Source organism: Snodgrassella alvi (assembly GCF_002777855.1).
Taxonomy (GTDB): Bacteria; Pseudomonadota; Gammaproteobacteria; order Burkholderiales; family Neisseriaceae; genus Snodgrassella; species Snodgrassella alvi_E.
In genome coordinates this window covers 87,936-104,518 of record NZ_MEIK01000015.1, presented here as the reverse complement: position 1 = coordinate 104,518, position 16,583 = coordinate 87,936, and the positions used below count along the sequence as shown (strand labels likewise).

Below are 16,583 nucleotides of genomic sequence, written 5' to 3'. Positions count from 1 at the left end.
TTGTCCTAAATTTTAACACCATTAAAAATAAAAAAATTGATTTCATTCCATTCTTAATCATCCTCAAAACAGAAAATACCGCTGCGCCAAAGCTACTTTTTTAGCTGGCTCACAGGTAATATGCTCACCATTCACGCGTACTTCATATGTTTCCGGATTCACGGTAATTTCCGGCATGGCATGATTATGAATTAGGTCTTTTTTACCAATATTACGGCAATTGCGCACAGGAAGAGTTTGTTTATGTAATCCATACCGGCTACGGATATCGTTATCTACTCCAGCCTGTGAAACAAATAATACGGCAGTATCTTGCACAGCCCGCCCCAGTGCACCAAACATAGGACGATAGATTACCGGCTGAGGAGTCGGGATAGAGGCATTCGGGTCACCCATACGGGCATAGCTGATGGTGCCACCTTTGATAATAATTTCAGGTTTGACGCCGAAAAAAGCTGGTTTCCATAAAACCAAATCGGCAATTTTGCCAGCTTCGATTGAACCGACATAATCGTTGATGCCTTGAGCAATGGCAGGATTAATGGTGTATTTGGCTAAATAGCGCTTGATACGGAAATTATCATTGTTACCGGTTTCTTCTGACAACGAGCCACGCTGCTGTTTCATTTTGTCGGCAGTCTGCCATGTGCGCAGGATAACCTCAGCTACTCTGCCCATCGCCTGTGAATCCGAACTCATAATCGAGAATACACCCATATTATGCAGAATATCTTCGGCAGCAATGGTTTCCGGTCTAATGCGTGAATCGGCAAAGGCCACATCTTCAGCCACACTTTTGTCCAGATGGTGACACACCATCAGCATATCCAGATGCTCGTCGATGGTATTCACGGTAAACGGGCGTGTGGGATTGGTAGACGCTGGTAAAACATTCGGATACATAGCAGCTTTGATGATATCCGGAGCATGGCCGCCGCCTGCGCCCTCTGTGTGAAAGGTATGGATTACTCTGCCATCAATAGCGCGCATGGTATCTTCCAGAAATCCCCCTTCATTCAGAGTATCGGTGTGGATAGCAACCTGCACATCCATTTCATCCGCAATTTTTAAGGAAGCATCGATAACAGCCGCAGTGGCACCCCAATCTTCGTGAATTTTCAACCCCAACGCACCGGCGGCTATCTGTTCACGTAAAGGCTCGAGGCTGGCGCAATTGCCTTTACCAAAAAAGCCCAGATTGACTGGTGCCTGTTCTGCCGCCTGTAACATTTTTTGTATATGCCACGCCCCTGGTGTAACTGTAGTGGCATTGGTCCCGTCAGCTGGCCCTGTCCCTCCACCAATCATGGTGGTGATGCCGGATTCAATGGCATGAGTAATCTGCTGCGGTGAAATAAAGTGGATATGGGTATCTATTCCCCCGGCTGTGGCGATCAGATTGGCACCATTATGGACTTCGGTGGCCGCACCGATAATCATGTTTGGTGTCACACCATCCATAGTATCGGGATTACCTGCCTGCCCAACGCCCACGATTTTACCATCACGAATACCGATATCAGCTTTGACGATGCCCCAGTAATCCATTATCAGTACATTGGTAATCACCATATCCAACACATTCTGGTTGCTGCGTGTGGCAGTAGCGGACTGCGCCATACCATCCCGAATGGATTTACCACCGCCAAATTTGCCCTCTTCTCCATAAGTAAGTAAATCGCGTTCTACTTCGGCAAACAATTCAGTATCACCTAAACGCACTTTATCGCCTACGGTAGGTCCGTAGGTGGCAACATATTGCTGACGGGAAATTTTCAGGCTCATGGCAGATTCTCGATTCAATTCACTGGTAGGAATGTTTAGTGGTGACTTAGTTTGGTTCTGTCTGGTATCTGGATACCAATAATTATTGATTGTTTAGAGTTCCATTAATGGCATTATGAAATCCAAATACTTTTTTCAAACCACCATATTCGGTTAATTCTATGGTTTTCACTTCACCAGGCTCGAAACGTACAGCATTACCAGAAGGCACATTCAGGCGCATGCCGCGCGTTGGTTCACGTTCAAATTCCAGTGCCGCATTGGTTTCATAAAAATGATAATGTGAGCCCACTTGTATGGGGCGGTCGCCACGGTTCACTACGGTAATGGTAAGGGTACGGCGATTCTGATTGGCGATAATATCGTCTGCAGCCAGCACATATTCTCCGGGAATCATACATTTCTCCTGATCAGACGTTGTACGAATATTTTGTTTGCATGTAGTTGCTATTTAGCAAGGCGTAACCTGCAATGTCTGAATTCTGTATCAGCGAATGGGCTGGTGCACGGTCACCAGTTTGGTACCATCCGGAAAAGTTGCTTCAATCTGTACTTCATTCACCATTTCAGCCACACCTTCCATCACGTCAGCGCTGGTTAATAATGTCGCACCATATTGCATTAATTCTGCTACGCTCATGCCGTCACGTGCTGCCTCCTGTAGCTGGCTGCTGATATAGGCTATGGCTTCGGGATAATTCAGCAGTACACCGCGAGCACGGCGTTTGGCAGCCAGTTCGCCGGCCAGAAACAGCATTAGTTTTTCCTGTTCACGACTGGTTAAATGCATGGTTTGTTTTCCTGTGTAAATATCTGAATGTTATTTACATTACGCTATAAACTAAGATAGTTTTATTTACAATTGATAATAAACTTAAAGTAGTGTTTTTGTATAGAGGCCGCAGATTTTTTTGGCGCAAACAATAAACCCGTATAAACATATGTTTATACGGGTTTATCACTGCAGAAAGCTGGATTTATTTAATATAAACAGCCCAATATAAAAAAACAATACAAGTTAAATCATCCCCTGAGCTTTTACTCTGGGCTGGCTTTCCAGTTTATTAAGGGCAGACAGATAAGCTTTGGCACTGGCAACAATAATATCGGTATCAGCACCCTGCCCGCTAACCAGATGCCCTTCACGCGACAGCCGCACTGTCACTTCACCCTGACTTTCAGTACCCGCTGTAATGGCGTTCACAGAATACAGCTGCAAATCAGCGGTACTACCCGCTTCTGATTCAATAGCTTTGAAGACAGCATCAACCGGACCAGAACCATGGCTGCTGGCGCGTTTTTCGTTTCCGTCCACATTAAAGACAATTTCAGCTACCGGCTCTTCACCGGTTTCACTATGAATACTCAGTGAAACGTATTTGTAACGATCAGGCGCGCGGCTAACTAACTCATCTGATACCAGTGCATGCAAGTCCTCATCAAAAATTTCGCGTTTTTTATCAGCCAGCTCTTTAAAGCGGGCAAAAGCCGCATTTAAAGCTTCTTCACTATCCAGCTCAATCCCCAGTTCTTGCAATTTGGTACGGAAAGCATTGCGGCCGGAGAGTTTGCCTAGTGTCAGACGGTTTGTACTCCAACCCACTGATTCAGCAGACATAATTTCATATGTTTCACGGCATTTCAGCACGCCATCCTGATGGATACCGGATTCATGTGCAAAAGCATTGGCACCTACTATGGCTTTATTCGGCTGCACCGGATAACCGGTTACAGTAGACACCATTTTCGAGGTTGGTACTATCTGCGTGGTGTCGATATTGGTTTCCAGCCCGAAAACATCATGACGGGTTTTCAATGCCATTACCACTTCCTCAAGACTGGCATTGCCGGCACGCTCACCCAATCCATTAATTGTACATTCTACCTGCCTAGCACCGCCAATCACTGCTGCTAGTGAATTACCTACAGCGAGTCCGAGATCATTATGGCAGTGTGCCGACCAAATTACTTTATCGCTACCCGGTGTTTTCTGAATCAATTCACGGAAAAAGGCTTCTGTCTGAAATGGAATGGCATAGCCCACGGTATCTGGGATATTAATGGTGGTGGCACCTGCTTCAATCACTGCCTGACAGATTTCTGCTAGAAAATTAATATCGCTACGCAATGCATCTTCGCAAGAGAATTCCACATCGTCCGTATATTCGCGCGCGATTTTAACGGCTTTGACTGCGGTTTCTTTCACCTGCTGCGGTTTCATCCGCAGTTTATGCTCCATATGCAGGGGGCTGGTGGCGATAAAAGTATGAATTCGTTTCTTCTTGGCTGGTGCGATCGCTTCGCCAGCCTTACGTACATCGCGTTCATTTGCACGGGATAATGAGCACACTGTGGCATTCTGGATAATTTCAGCAATGGTGTGAATAGCATCAAAATCCCCTGGGCTGGCTGCCGCAAATCCGGCTTCAATTACGTCCACACCCAGCTTCTCCAATTGGCGTGCAATGCGAATTTTTTCTTCCTTCGTCATAGCCGCTCCCGGCGACTGTTCTCCATCACGCAGAGTGGTATCAAATATAATGACTCGATTATTGGTACTGGTCATTCTTGGTCTCTCCAAGGTAGTGTTATTGTGTTGCATAAAAGCATTGATATCGAGCGGCTTGTTTTGTTTCTCAGCCATCAGAATAATTTTTTGCAGTTGATTCAATGGTAAGGAACCACGCTTACGCCATTTATAGATGGCTGCAGCAGAGGCTGCGCTATCAGGATAATGCTGTTTCAGGGCTTCAGCTAAAGCATTTACGCCACCAAAATAGGCAATTAAGCGGTCTATATTCAATTGCATAACTGACCTTTTGTCCAATTTACTTTTTTCATCATGCTACAATTATTCTATTACGCTAATATACGTAAAATTGGACAAAAAAACAAGTTTATTTTATTCAAAGATATTATTGAAATTATTTTTTAGACATTTTGTACATTTCTATAACAAAGCACCATAAATCGCCGCACTACCCTAATCTTAAATAGATCAGACAACGGCTTTCCTATCGGCTTCAGCCTTACATGGCTAAATTTCCTTTCAATGTAATACCAGCAATTACACCAGCAGCATGACATTCGTACACTTTAAAGTGGCCAAATTATTTTTTACAGATGACAACACGCGTGACATTAGGAGCAGGAGTAGCTGAGACCTGCTCCTATAACTGTTTTACTGTGGCCAGAAATACCCTCTAACATACTGCTTTGTCTGACTTACCAACACTGCTTTTTTGGTTACTCACCAAATCAGCCAGCACAATTTGCCTTAAGCTTTTGGCAAAATATTGGGATTAGCAAAGCCTGTAGGCTGTACTACTATGGTAATAATGTTTCACGCAGCTTTGGTAAAGGCATTTCGCTAGCAAAATGATTAATTAAACAATCATTTTTCAATTACCTTACCAACATATTTGTTTACATATTCTAATAAATAAAAGAATCAACTTTAAATTTTTGCTTAAAATCAACATATATACATTAATTATTATTTATAATAAATAAGCTCATTATTAATGGATTTCACATTAATTAATATAATATTTTGTTTTATTGGGGGTAATTAATGAAAATATTGAGAAATTTGCATAAGGTTACAGGATTAATATCTTTAATATTAATTTTATTATTTATGGGCAGTACCATTTATGCAGAAATAAGTGGAAATATTGTTCTAATTCAAAAAGTAAAATCTTTGATTGTTTGGCGCGGTCTGTTTGTTCTGATTCCATGTTTAATTATCACAGGGGCTATTGGTTTAAAAATGTCTGGTCAATCAAAAAATGTTCATGTTTTAAAGAAGAGAAAGAGAATGCCATTTATAGCGTTGAATGGCATTTTTATCCTTATTCCTTGTGCAATATATCTAGAGTATCTCTCATTTCAGATGTTAGATAGTACTTTTTATTCAGTACAAACCTTAGAACTATGTGCCGGATTAATAAACTGCATATTAATCATTTTAAATATTCGTGATGGTATTCGGATTAATAAAATTAAAAAATCGTTACTCAGCTAAACTTAAAGTTTTTTGTAGTTTTTCTTTTTATTTCTATAAATATATATTTGTTTTCTGCCTCATGTAGCAGCAGAAAGAGGGGTGGATAAAAATAACCAGACAGAAAAATCAGTTAAATAAGGATTAAATTATATTTTTAGAGTATGGATTAGACATTTTATCTTCAATTTTATGCAATAACCCAAAATCTTGAGAAGTATTGTGTATATCAAAACTAATTTGTTGTGTACGTTTAATTATGAACCATATATTCACAAATGATACTTCTTCTAGTCCTTTAATTTATGTGCTCTTTATAGGTGGTGCAGCTGATAAGGAATCTTTGTTGTGGGGTAATGTCAATTTGCCTCTGAAGAGTCTGTGGCCGCATCGTATTACCTATCATCTAGCACGGCGCTTTCATTTTCGTATGTTTAGATATTTGCAAGCGCGCTGGCATTTGCCGTCTGTATTTGTTCGGCATTATTATCGTTGTGATTATTTAAGTTATACAGAAATTTTTTACCGTGAGGCTAAACGTTATCATGATGCTTCGGTGCCTTCGCTGAGACTAAATCCGGCGTTTATCCGTTTATGCCAAAATATTGGCCAGCATACTCAGGTTTTTATTGTTGGCCACAGCCTTGGCGGCTGGAACGGGGCGCATCTGAGCCGGATATTGGCTGCTCATGGTATCCGCTGCCGTTTTTTGGTTACGCTGGATCCAGTAGGCTGTGGAAATCACGATATCCGGATCGCCGGTAATCTGATGCGTCAGGCTCAGATTTACCACAATATTCCGGTACCCGTAGCGAATAAGTGGATGAATATCCGTGGCTTTCACATAAGGCTGGCAGAAAACCGCTTTTCTGCTGAATGGGAAAACTGGGTTTCATGGGCTGGCGGGCAATGGTTAATTAAAACGGCACCACCGGAAAGTCATTTATTGGTTAATCAATGTACACAGTATTCTCATCGGCAGGCTGAAAATATGTTTACCTGCCCTACCCGTCTGGGTCTAAGTGCTGCTTCAGCATTAATGCAGGAAATTGAAGCTGTATTGCAGAATGCTGGTTTACCGCCGCTTAACAATTGATTTTTCTTGAAATCTACCTTTGGGTTTGATGGCACATTTTATGCTTGTGATTAACCAAACGGAAAGTTAAGCCGATGAGATACGCTTTAATCAAGCCAGATGGCGCTAACCATACGACCGGTTTGTCCATCACGCCGGTACGAGAAATAGCGTTCGCGCTGCAATACTGTACACTCTGTGCCTCCATAGACTTGATGTACACCGGCATCTGCCAGAGCTAGCCGTGCCAGCGCATATATATCGGCAAGATAATGGTTGTTGCCGATGTCAGTAAAAGCAGCCTGTGCTTTGGGCTGATGCAGGCAGAAAGCTTCACAAACATCAGGGCCGACCTCGAAAGCTTCGGGTCCGATTGCCGGACCAAGATAAGCCATTATTTCCAATGGGCTGACCCGCATGGCTTCTATGGTATTTTGCAATATGCCGCCGGCCAGTCCGCGCCAGCCGGCATGGGCGGCAGCTACGGTTGTACCGGCACGGTCACACAGCAGCACTGGTAGGCAATCGGCTGTCATGATGGCGCAGGCGACTTTTTCTCCTTGGCGGCTATAGCTGGCATCGGCTTCAGCTGGCTGTCCAGACTGCAATGCAGATAATGCCGTTGTGGCTGCGATTACATTTACGCTGTGAGTCTGATTCAGATAGGCGATTGGCTGTGCTGCCTGCTGCTGCACGATGGCGCGGTTTTGTGCTACTGCTTGAGGATGATCGCCCACGTGTGCACCAACGTTTAATGATGCAAATGGGGCTTTGCTGATGCCACCCAGTCGTGTAGTTATCAGGGTATGCACATTATTTGGTGCTGGCCAGTCTGCCTGTGCAAAGGTGTTTTTGTCTTGACTCAGACCAAGTGCCTGATTCATGTCCCATTGTGTATTCATGCGGCGGCCTTATTATTCGCGTATGTATATTACATCCACGTCGTAATCATCGTCATCCCAGTCTTCGTCTTCATCATCGGTCAGACGTTTCTGCCATTCATCAGCGTTTTTGATGGCTGAATCCATGCCTGCCTGTAGACGCAGTACAGAAAGTAAGTGATAGATATCTTCGGGCAGTGAAGCTTCAAACTGTACTTTTTCATGCGTCTGCGGATGAATGAAACTGAGCCGGTAAGCATGCAGTGCCTGCCGTGCCATTGCTTTTATTGCTGCTTTGGCTTCGGTGGTAGCTGGATGGCGCGGGTTGCCATAGAGCGGATCTCCAGCAAGCGGATGGCCTGCGGCTTTCATGTGTACGCGTATCTGATGGGTACGGCCGGTTTCGAGCTGACATTCGATATAGCTGAAATCGGCATATCGTTCGAGCACTTTGACGTGGGTGATGGCTTCTTTGCCACCAAACGGTACCACGGCCATTCGTGTGCGGTTATGCGGATCTCGACCAATCAGTGTTTCGATTTTGCCATCATAAGGTACGATTCCATCAGCCACTGCACGATAGGTCCGTTTAACAGTCCGTGCTTGTAGCTGGCGTACTAAGTGTGTTTGTGCCGTCACGGTTTTGGCTACAACCATGAGGCCGCTGGTATCTTTATCTAGACGGTGCACGATACCGGCTCTCGGTACTTGTGCCAGTGCCGGGCAATAGGCGAGCAAGCCGTTCAGTAGAGTGCCCTGCCAATTGCCTGCTGCGGGATGTACAACAAGACCAGCCGGTTTATTCAATACCAGTACGCTATCATCTTCATATATAATGTCTAGTGCCATGGCTTCGGGGGTGAATGCGAGCTGGCTTTCATCCTGTTGTATGGCTACCTGTATGGTTTCACCGCCGATCAGTTTATACTTCGGCGGTACGATGTGGCCGTTAACGGTAACGTGATTTTCCCTGATCCAGGCAGTGAGACGGCTGCGGGAGAACTCAGGCGCCAGTTTGGCCAATGCTGCGTCTAGGCGCAGGCCGGCTAGTTCATTAGGTACGGTCCAATTTTTATAACTTTGTGCAGCTTCATCTGCCGCAAAGGGCAAATCATCGTTATAATCGTCATCATTCTCTAACAAAGAAGTGTCTTTCATGAAAAATTTGTTTTTGGCGGTGGCCTTAGGCCTTTTACTGAGTGCCTGTGCCAGCACAAGTACGGTCGATAAGGATTCCCAGATTACTCAGGACTGGTCTGTTCAGCGTCTGTATAATGAAGCACACGATGAGCTGATGCATCGTAATTATACTCATGCAGAGAAATTATACGAAATTCTGCAGTCTCGTTTCCCGTATGGTTCGTATGCGGAGCAGGCTCAGCTGGACACGGCATATGCTTATTATAAAGATGATGAGAATGATAAAGCATTGGCGGCAATTGAACAGTTTCAGCGTTTGTACCCGCAGCACCCCAATATGGATTACGCTTTGTATTTGAAAGCACTGATTCAGCTGAATGAGGACAAATCCTTTGTTAATAAGCTGGCCAAACAAGATTGGTCTGACCGCGACCCGAAAGCTAACCGGGAAGCTTATACCACTTTTGCTCAACTAGTAGAATATTTCCCTCAAAGTAAATATGCTGCCGATGCTCGCGATAAGATGCAGAAACTACTGGATGCGCTTGGAGGGAATGAGCTTTCAGTAGCACGTTATTATATGAAACGCGGTGCATGGCTGGCAGCTGTTGGCCGTGCACAGACCGTTATTTCTCAATATCAGAATACGCCTAATGTGGAGGAAGCGCTGGCTATTATGGTTTCTGCGTATGAAAAACTGGGTGAGCAGAAGCTCAGTGATGATACCAAGCGCGTTCTGGCACAGAATTTTCCAAATAGCCCGTATCTGCAATCTCCGTGGCAGGATCACAATGCCATTCCATGGTGGCGTTATTGGAAGTAAAGCCTAACGGTGAATCTTAAAATCTGATGAACAGTGCTATTAGATCGATACAAGGTATCGGTCTAATTTTTTTAATTTAGTTATTTGGGCTGGAGACTGAAATTCTTTTTAATCTTATATGCTATAAAAATTTTATCCAGCTGAGATGATAATTTGGATATTAATGTTTTTGAGTTGAGGGTGATTTTGTATCGATATTATTTATTCTAGGTTTGATTGTTTTTGGCATACCCCAAAACTCTACAACATCGGTTGATAAAGATACTCTTTTTGAAGTGCGTACAAAAATTTCAATGCCAAATTCGGCCTCTAACTCATTAACCGCTGTCGACAAGTTGGGTAGGGTAATATTTAAATTTTTAGCCGCTTCATTATTCACTTTTAAATTAAAAAGTATTAGCTAACACCGCGTATTTTATATTAAGAATATAGGTATCAATATTAAACATTATGCTTGTGTTTATGAATTTTCGATTAAATCATTGTCTAAAATAAGTATATCTTGCCAGTTACCTTTATTTCTGCCCCCATGATAACAAATCATCTCATCAATCTCATAATTCATTAGATTTTTTATAGAACTTTGGGCTTGAGCTAAATTATAAGCAAACTCGGGATAAGGTATAACTAATTTATCATTAACTAAAACGAGTGCATCACCCGTTATCATGGTTTTATTTTCCTTGATATATAACGATATGTGACCTTGGGTATGCCCAGGCGTAAAAATAACTTCTACCCCATCACCAATAGGTAAAATTTGATGGTTGTGCAAAATATCATCTACCTCAACACCATCTATATTTTCTAATATTTTATGAAAAACCAGTGCCTGTTGCTTATCATTATCAGACAAGAAAGGATATCTTTTTTCTGCTTGCTCTAAACGCAATGGTTTTTTATGCTTTTCTATATAGGCTTTTTCTATACTTGATGACAATATTTGAATATGAGGAAATCTTTTCTTAAATTCTGCTAACGAACCAATATGATCAAAATCATGATGCGTAATGATAATATGAGATAACTTATTTAAATCAATATCACTCTTTTTTGCTGCTGCTTCAAATAACTCAAACTGACAAGGATACCCCGCATCAATTAAGATCATATGACTATCATCTTGTATAATTACAGGATTAATTATCTGCTCAATACCGTTATATTCAAACTTTATAGCAAGTACAATTATTTTCATTTTATGCTCACCTTATTCGATACTTTTATCCGTAAGCTAATTAGCCTGTATTGGAATTATAGTAGCCGATGGTGATGAACATTTATAAAAGTTAATATCTCGTTTTTAAAAATTTTTTACTGATTACTAATTGTGTAACACTGGCCTGTTTGTTTGCCAGCTATTTATTTTTTGCAGTATTGCTGAATCTGCGAAATTCTATGCTCAAAAACAATGAAATTGTCATTTATGCTTGTGGCTGATATGTCCGTGTCAGCCAGCGAATGTGCATCTGTGCGTCTGGTAGCAATTGTTTTAATTCAGTAACTGCTGCTTCTGCCAGCAACTTTCCACACATAAATATATCAATAGCGGCATACTGATGCTCCGGCCACGTATGGATACTGATATGTGACTCGGCCAGTAGCAATACGCCGGTTACGCCTCCACTGCCACCAAAAGTATGAAAATAGCTTTCTAAGATATGTGCCCGTGCAGCTTGGGCTAGCTGACGCAAGAGCTGTTCGATTGCACTACTGTTCTGTAACCATTTGCTGTCCAACTGATAAACATCCAGCAGACAGTGCTGCCCGATAATATGATTATTCTGCATTATTTGTGCCAATGTCCACTGCTACCTCCATAATAGCTGTGACCAACAGTAGAATCTTCTGCTTTCTCAGAAGAATACGAAGCATAATTTATCCAAGTGAAGCCGATCACAATCAGGATGGCCATGAAGATATTGAATTTTTTATAACCTTCTGCTGAACCGAATATAAAGAGTTCCCGATAAGGAAAATCACGGAGTAATCCATAGGCAAGAAGATGCCAACACAAAGGCGTGAACAGATATTCAAAATCAGCAACACCAGCTACAAAAATTTTAATAAAAATAGGCAAATTCAAAACAATAAATACCAGCATCCAGAAGGTTGGCGTGTGGATATCGGTACTGAGATGCAATACGTTTTTCACCCGCCAGCTTTTAATGTTGGCTTTGGTAAAATCGTTTGCTTTAATGTTTTGATGTTCACGAATAAGAACTGCTGCTTTATCAGCAGGCATGGGTTTGGCATCAATGCTGATGTTTTTATTTCCCTGAAAACATGCAGACACCAGTGTCGCCGGTATATTGCTGACGACAGACCATGATTGTTCGTTTCGGGTCAGGGTGGTAGATAATTTGCGCTCTTCGCACCCATAATCGATGTAATACATCCTGTCGCCAGGAGAGACTTGCCAGTAAAAGGCTCCAGCTGCATACTCAACTTGAGCCGCGTAATCATATAAAAATGGGACGCTGTCTTTGTTTGCATCAATTGGTTCTAGCGGTTTTTTCAAAACCGGCCAGTCATCCAATGTGGTAGCTATTGCCCATTGGTTTTTTCCCTGCTCCACCAGCCACAGAAACCCTTTTTTGGGTGAGTAGAGCAGATATTCTGTCCAGCCAGCTGAGTCATCCTCTTCTTCACTTTCTTTGCGTTCAGCCAGCTGGATGTAAAGCGGTACATCCGGCATAACTTTTTCTACCGGTACGTAATACAACACCATGGCGCCCAGCACCCACCAGTTTTCATTATCAATGCGTGCTTTGCTGCCGATTTTAATGGTTAGAGCGCGTTGTTGATGCTCACGCATTTCATGCGTCGCATTCTGGTGAGCCGTTTCTTCACTCATGTTGAGCTGGCTGCGGCAATACTGGCAGACAACGTGGTCTGCCACACCGCTTACCCAGCGTATTTCCCCGCCGCAATTGGGACATTTACCTCTTTTGGTACTGCCTTTGACATAACCGGAACGGGTACGAATCTGATCGGGTGTACGTGTGTTTTGTAGTCTCAGGGCACTGAGTGCCACGCCTTTACCGGCAAAGACCTGTGGCTGTGCCTGACCGTCGGCGTAATCTAGTGTAATGAAGGATGTACCATTGCGGCAATCTGCTACCTGCGCTTTTTCCGATTCAGGTAAAGGCACCGGCAGTTCGCCTTCGGCTGCATACTGGCCGCGGCGGATATCACGGATATCGGCTACGGCATAGTGCCGGTCTCTGTATTTGAAATAAGAGCTTCCTACTTTGAGATTGCTGAATTCTGGTAAAGCTTTCGCTTGCGGAGGTGTAGGCTGCAGGCGGGTGAAAACAAAGCGGTCATTGGATTCAGATAACCATGCACTGCTGCCATCATGCATCAGTGCATGCCATTCACTCCATGAACCGGCTTCGTAGCTGACTTGCATACGCCCGATGAGGGTGAACGGTTTACCCTGCCACATTCCGGTAGTACCGATTTGCAGTGGTGACAGATCATTTAAAACTGCAGAATGGCGGCCGGATAGTACTAATGCATTCTGTTGGATTAATAAAACAGAATGACAATAGCCACAAACTGTGGTGACGGCGGTTGCTGAGCGTATACCAATTTCGGCACCACAGCTCGGACAAGTACTGTGCAGCAGATAGGAAAAACTGTTCATACAGCCATTTAGTCAGTGAGTTTTCTGAGAATCTCGGCCTTAGCTGAATCATAGTCGCTCTGACTAATAAGATTCTGCTCCAGTAGGGTTTTCAGCTGTGACAATCGAGCGGTTATATCTGCTGTTTCTGGTTTACAGGCCGGTGCGGCAGTAGCAGTACCGGTGATACCTGAAGTCATGACATTAGCAATATTCATACCGGCAGCTAACCCAGCTCCGATGCCGGCTACTCCGCCTTCATTCTGTGCAGCCAGTGGAATAGCCTGAGCCGTCTGGTATTGGGTGTAGCGTCCCATGTCGCCAACGATACCCATACCCATGCGTTCATCCAGCCGCTCTTGCAGGCTCTCTGGCAGGGTAATGCTTTCTACAGTGAAATTTTCCAGCGCCAGTCCCATGGCGGTGAATGCCGGTTGTAATAGGGTAGTCATTTGTTCCGACAGCAGCATCTGATTAGCGGCCATATCCAGAAAAGGAATATTAGCGTTGCCAAAAGCGGAGGCAAGCTGGGTAACAGCCAGATTGCGCAGCTGTTCTTCCAGTGTTTCGGTGCGGTATTCTTCGCATACGCCGCTTACTTGGCTAAAAAATAATTCTGGCTGGGCGATACGGAATGAATACATACCAAATGAACGCACAGAAACAGCACCGAAATCATTGTCGCGGATGGTAACCGGCTGTGCGGTGCCCCAGCGTCTGGAAAGCTGCTGACGCATATTGAAGAAGTACACGTCGGATTTGAATGGTGATTGAAATAATTTACCCCAATGTTTGAGATCGGTTAGTAAGGGCAGATTCTGGGTATTGAGGGTGAATGTACCGGTACCAAACAGGTCGGCGATGGCGCCTTCGTCTACAAACAAGGCATTTTGTGATTCGCGGACGATGAGCGCGGCTCCGTTTTGAATTTCCTGATCCTTAATCGGAAAACGCCACATCAGGACTTCAGGGTCGGGGTTTTCCCACTGGATTACATCAATGAATTGTTTCTTGATGAAGCCACCGAGTTTGTTAATGCCAAAAATTGAGTTCAGAACCATTTTTGTATCCCGTTCAGATGTTTGATTGTTAACTTAGTGCAGCTGCATTAAGGATGCCGATAGACACTGACAGCCCGAAAAATAAGGCGCCGACGGCGATATTGTTGTTCGCCAGTTCAAAATTGGCCTTGGGGATAAGCAGTGTGGCAATAAAGTACACCAGAATCTGCACAATCATGGCTGCCGCGCCCCAGATGATGAAACTGATGAGATTGACAGATTGCAACATGCTGGAAATGAGGGTGATGCAGAATCCGATCATGGCGCCGCTCATTGAGACGGCACAGGCAAGGTTGCCCTGCTTAATCAATTTTAGTTCGGCTACCGGAGTTATTCGTATATAAAAAATAATAAATACGATGAGTAGCAAGAGGGCAACGCCAAAATATTTTAAATATTGTATGTACTGCCAGAGAGTAATTACCATAGTTTATTATCCTGACTGTTTAGTTTTTTAACATACCGTATAATAATGTTTTTGTATAGTTTATTATTTACTTTTTTTTGCAATTTGTTAGCTTTAGCTTGAACTCTGGTATCGGGTTTGTGGCTAAAGCAGAAATATTTATTAAGCATTTTTTAATCGGGATGCTTTATTTTTATTACAGAGCTGGTTTCAACGGACGGCAGGTGGCTGCTGTGATGCTGAAAAAATATTAAAAGGATAATTTGTGAATCCTGCTTTGATTGTTTCTGTGTTTGTTGTGGCCAGTTGTGGGCTGGCTTATGAATTGATTATGGCGGCACTGGCCAGCTATTTGCTTGGTGACTCGATACTCCAGTTTTCGTCGATTATCGGTGTGTATATGTTTGCGATGGGCATTGGTGCGCATCTGACTCGTTATATATCCGACCGTGATGCGCTGAGCCGCTTTATTGATATTGAAATTCTGGTAGGAATTGTCGGCGGTGTTTCAGCGCTGCTTTTGTTTGTTTTATTTGGTTTTTCTGCGGCACCTTTTCGTTCGGTGCTATACGGGCTGGTGCTGATTATCGGTATTATTACGGGAATGGAGCTGCCGCTGGTGATGCGGGTGCTGAATTTGCGTGAGGTGGAGTTTAAAGAAGTGGTCAGCCGTGTGCTGACTTTTGACTATCTAGGAGCGCTGGCTGTTTCGTTGTTGTTTCCTCTGATTCTGGCTCCAAAGCTGGGCATGGCAAGAAGTGCGCTGTTGTTCGGGATTTTAAATACGGCAGTGGCACTGCTGACAGCGCGGCTGTTTAAGCAGGAGCTACCTCGTTACCAGCGTCTACGTATGCGCGGTAATATAGTGCTGTTGATTTTATTGCTGTTTTTCTGTTACGCCAATCACATTACAAATAAAGCAGAACAACATTATTTTGGTGACCCAGTGGTGTTTAGCACCGCTTCTCCTTATCAGCGACTGGTGATTACGAAATGGCATAATGATACAAGATTGTTTCTTAATGGTAATTTACAGTTTTCTTCAGTGGATGAGGCACGCTATCACGAAGCACTGGTACTGCCGGTGATGGAGCAGAATCCGCAGGCCTCCCGCATTTTGATACTAGGTGGCGGAGATGGGCTGGCAGCACGGGAGGTGCTGAAATATCCACAGGTAAGTCAGATTACGCTGGTGGATCTGGATGCAAGTATGACGCGTGTTTTCCGTACTTCGGCAGCTTTGCGTGAGCTGAATCAGAATTCGCTTAATCACCCGAAACTGCGCATTATTAATGCGGATGCGGCGCAATGGCTGCAACACAATCAGGAAAAATTCGATGTGGTGATTATCGATTTTCCTGACCCTTCCAATTTTTCTCTCGGCAAACTGTATTCTGTACCAATGTACCGTATGGTGGCGCGACATTTGAATCCAAATGGTAATCTGGTGGTGCAGTCTACTTCACCTTACTTTGCACCCAATGCGTTCTGGTGCATTGTCAATACACTGGAAGCAGCCGGATTAAAAACGCTACCTTTTCATGTGTATGTCCCTTCTTTTGGTGAGTGGGGCTATGTGATGGCCAATCAGACTGGTGAGTTTCTGATTCCAGACCATTATCGGGTGCCGACACGCTATCTAGATGCAGAAACGACGCGCGAAATGTTTGTGTTTCCAAAAGATATGCAGCGGCGAGCAGTAGAACCCAATCATCTGAACACGCAGAAGTTAGTGGAATATTTTGAGGCTGACTGGCGCGCGGTGATGCGCTGAT

Annotated in this window: 16 protein-coding genes; 4 read left to right on the top strand and 12 right to left on the bottom strand. The window is 43.7% G+C overall.

The window, feature by feature from the left end; genetic code table 11:
- Nucleotides 1-63: 63 nt before the first annotated feature.
- The 4 genes from ureC to BHC43_RS01180 form a co-directional block, all read right to left on the bottom strand.
- The gene (ureC, locus tag BHC43_RS01195; RefSeq protein WP_100156255.1) at nt 64-1,785 is read right to left on the bottom strand and encodes an urease subunit alpha; all 1,722 of its coding nucleotides are present in this window, start codon (nt 1,783-1,785) and stop codon (nt 64-66) included.
- A gap of 82 nt (nt 1,786-1,867) precedes the next feature.
- The gene (gene ureB, locus BHC43_RS01190) at nt 1,868-2,182 is read right to left on the bottom strand and encodes an urease subunit beta (RefSeq protein WP_100156254.1); all 315 of its coding nucleotides are present in this window, start codon (nt 2,180-2,182) and stop codon (nt 1,868-1,870) included.
- Nucleotides 2,183-2,272: 90 nt separating this feature from the next.
- Nucleotides 2,273-2,575 carry an urease subunit gamma gene (gene ureA / locus BHC43_RS01185; RefSeq protein WP_100156253.1) on the bottom strand — a complete coding sequence of 101 codons (303 nt, stop codon included), beginning with the start codon at nt 2,573-2,575 and terminating at the stop codon, nt 2,273-2,275.
- Between the two features lie 228 nt (nt 2,576-2,803).
- Nucleotides 2,804-4,594 carry a 2-isopropylmalate synthase gene (locus BHC43_RS01180; RefSeq protein ID WP_100156252.1) on the bottom strand — a complete coding sequence of 597 codons (1,791 nt, stop codon included), beginning with the start codon at nt 4,592-4,594 and terminating at the stop codon, nt 2,804-2,806.
- A gap of 765 nt (nt 4,595-5,359) precedes the next feature.
- Between BHC43_RS01180 and BHC43_RS01175 the strand changes: the two genes are divergently transcribed.
- On the top strand, nt 5,360-5,812 hold the full coding sequence (locus BHC43_RS01175) for a hypothetical protein (protein WP_144078729.1): 453 nt from the start codon (nt 5,360-5,362) through the stop codon (nt 5,810-5,812).
- Between the two features lie 238 nt (nt 5,813-6,050).
- Entirely contained in the window at nt 6,051-6,887 is an 837-nt protein-coding gene (locus tag BHC43_RS01170; RefSeq protein WP_144078728.1) for a hypothetical protein, read from the top strand.
- 86 nt (nt 6,888-6,973) lie between these two features.
- On the opposite strand, the gene pgeF is transcribed toward BHC43_RS01170, so the two are convergent.
- Complete coding sequence (pgeF, locus tag BHC43_RS01165) at nt 6,974-7,768, bottom strand: peptidoglycan editing factor PgeF (RefSeq protein ID WP_100156249.1); 795 nt, start codon at nt 7,766-7,768, stop codon at nt 6,974-6,976.
- Nucleotides 7,769-7,780: 12 nt separating this feature from the next.
- Entirely contained in the window at nt 7,781-8,905 is a 1,125-nt protein-coding gene (rluD, locus tag BHC43_RS01160; RefSeq protein ID WP_100156248.1) for a 23S rRNA pseudouridine(1911/1915/1917) synthase RluD, read from the bottom strand.
- On the opposite strand from rluD, the gene BHC43_RS01155 reads away from it, so the two are divergent.
- On the top strand, nt 8,904-9,710 hold the full coding sequence (locus BHC43_RS01155; RefSeq protein ID WP_100152195.1) for an outer membrane protein assembly factor BamD: 807 nt from the start codon (nt 8,904-8,906) through the stop codon (nt 9,708-9,710). The genes rluD and BHC43_RS01155 overlap by 2 nt on opposite strands.
- Nucleotides 9,711-9,870: 160 nt before the next feature.
- On the opposite strand, the gene BHC43_RS01150 is transcribed toward BHC43_RS01155, so the two are convergent.
- The 6 genes from BHC43_RS01150 to BHC43_RS01125 all read right to left on the bottom strand — a co-directional run bounded on the left by BHC43_RS01150 (nt 9,871) and on the right by BHC43_RS01125 (nt 14,829).
- A complete protein-coding gene (locus tag BHC43_RS01150; protein ID WP_218966441.1) occupies nt 9,871-10,089 on the bottom strand; it encodes a helix-turn-helix domain-containing protein in 219 nt (72 codons plus the stop codon).
- A gap of 81 nt (nt 10,090-10,170) precedes the next feature.
- Nucleotides 10,171-10,908 carry an MBL fold metallo-hydrolase gene (locus BHC43_RS01145; protein ID WP_100156246.1) on the bottom strand — a complete coding sequence of 246 codons (738 nt, stop codon included), beginning with the start codon at nt 10,906-10,908 and terminating at the stop codon, nt 10,171-10,173.
- Between the two features lie 226 nt (nt 10,909-11,134).
- Nucleotides 11,135-11,500, bottom strand: a complete 366-nt coding sequence (speD, locus tag BHC43_RS01140; RefSeq protein WP_100156245.1) for an adenosylmethionine decarboxylase — start codon at nt 11,498-11,500, stop codon at nt 11,135-11,137.
- Nucleotides 11,500-13,362 (bottom strand): DUF4178 domain-containing protein, encoded by a 1,863-nt coding sequence (locus tag BHC43_RS01135; protein WP_100156244.1) that lies wholly within the window; start codon nt 13,360-13,362, stop codon nt 11,500-11,502. The genes speD and BHC43_RS01135 overlap by 1 nt, the downstream gene beginning before the upstream one ends.
- Nucleotides 13,363-13,370: 8 nt before the next feature.
- Nucleotides 13,371-14,402: an SPFH domain-containing protein gene (locus tag BHC43_RS01130; RefSeq protein WP_100156243.1), complete on the bottom strand. Its 1,032-nt coding sequence runs from the start codon at nt 14,400-14,402 to the stop codon at nt 13,371-13,373.
- Between the two features lie 28 nt (nt 14,403-14,430).
- Nucleotides 14,431-14,829 carry a DUF350 domain-containing protein gene (locus BHC43_RS01125; RefSeq protein ID WP_100139677.1) on the bottom strand — a complete coding sequence of 133 codons (399 nt, stop codon included), beginning with the start codon at nt 14,827-14,829 and terminating at the stop codon, nt 14,431-14,433.
- A 244-nt stretch (nt 14,830-15,073) separates the two neighbouring features.
- Here BHC43_RS01125 and BHC43_RS01120 point away from each other — a divergent pair, with 244 nt between their 5' ends.
- Nucleotides 15,074-16,582 carry a polyamine aminopropyltransferase gene (locus BHC43_RS01120; RefSeq protein ID WP_100152189.1) on the top strand — a complete coding sequence of 503 codons (1,509 nt, stop codon included), beginning with the start codon at nt 15,074-15,076 and terminating at the stop codon, nt 16,580-16,582.
- Nucleotide 16,583 lies beyond the last annotated feature (1 nt).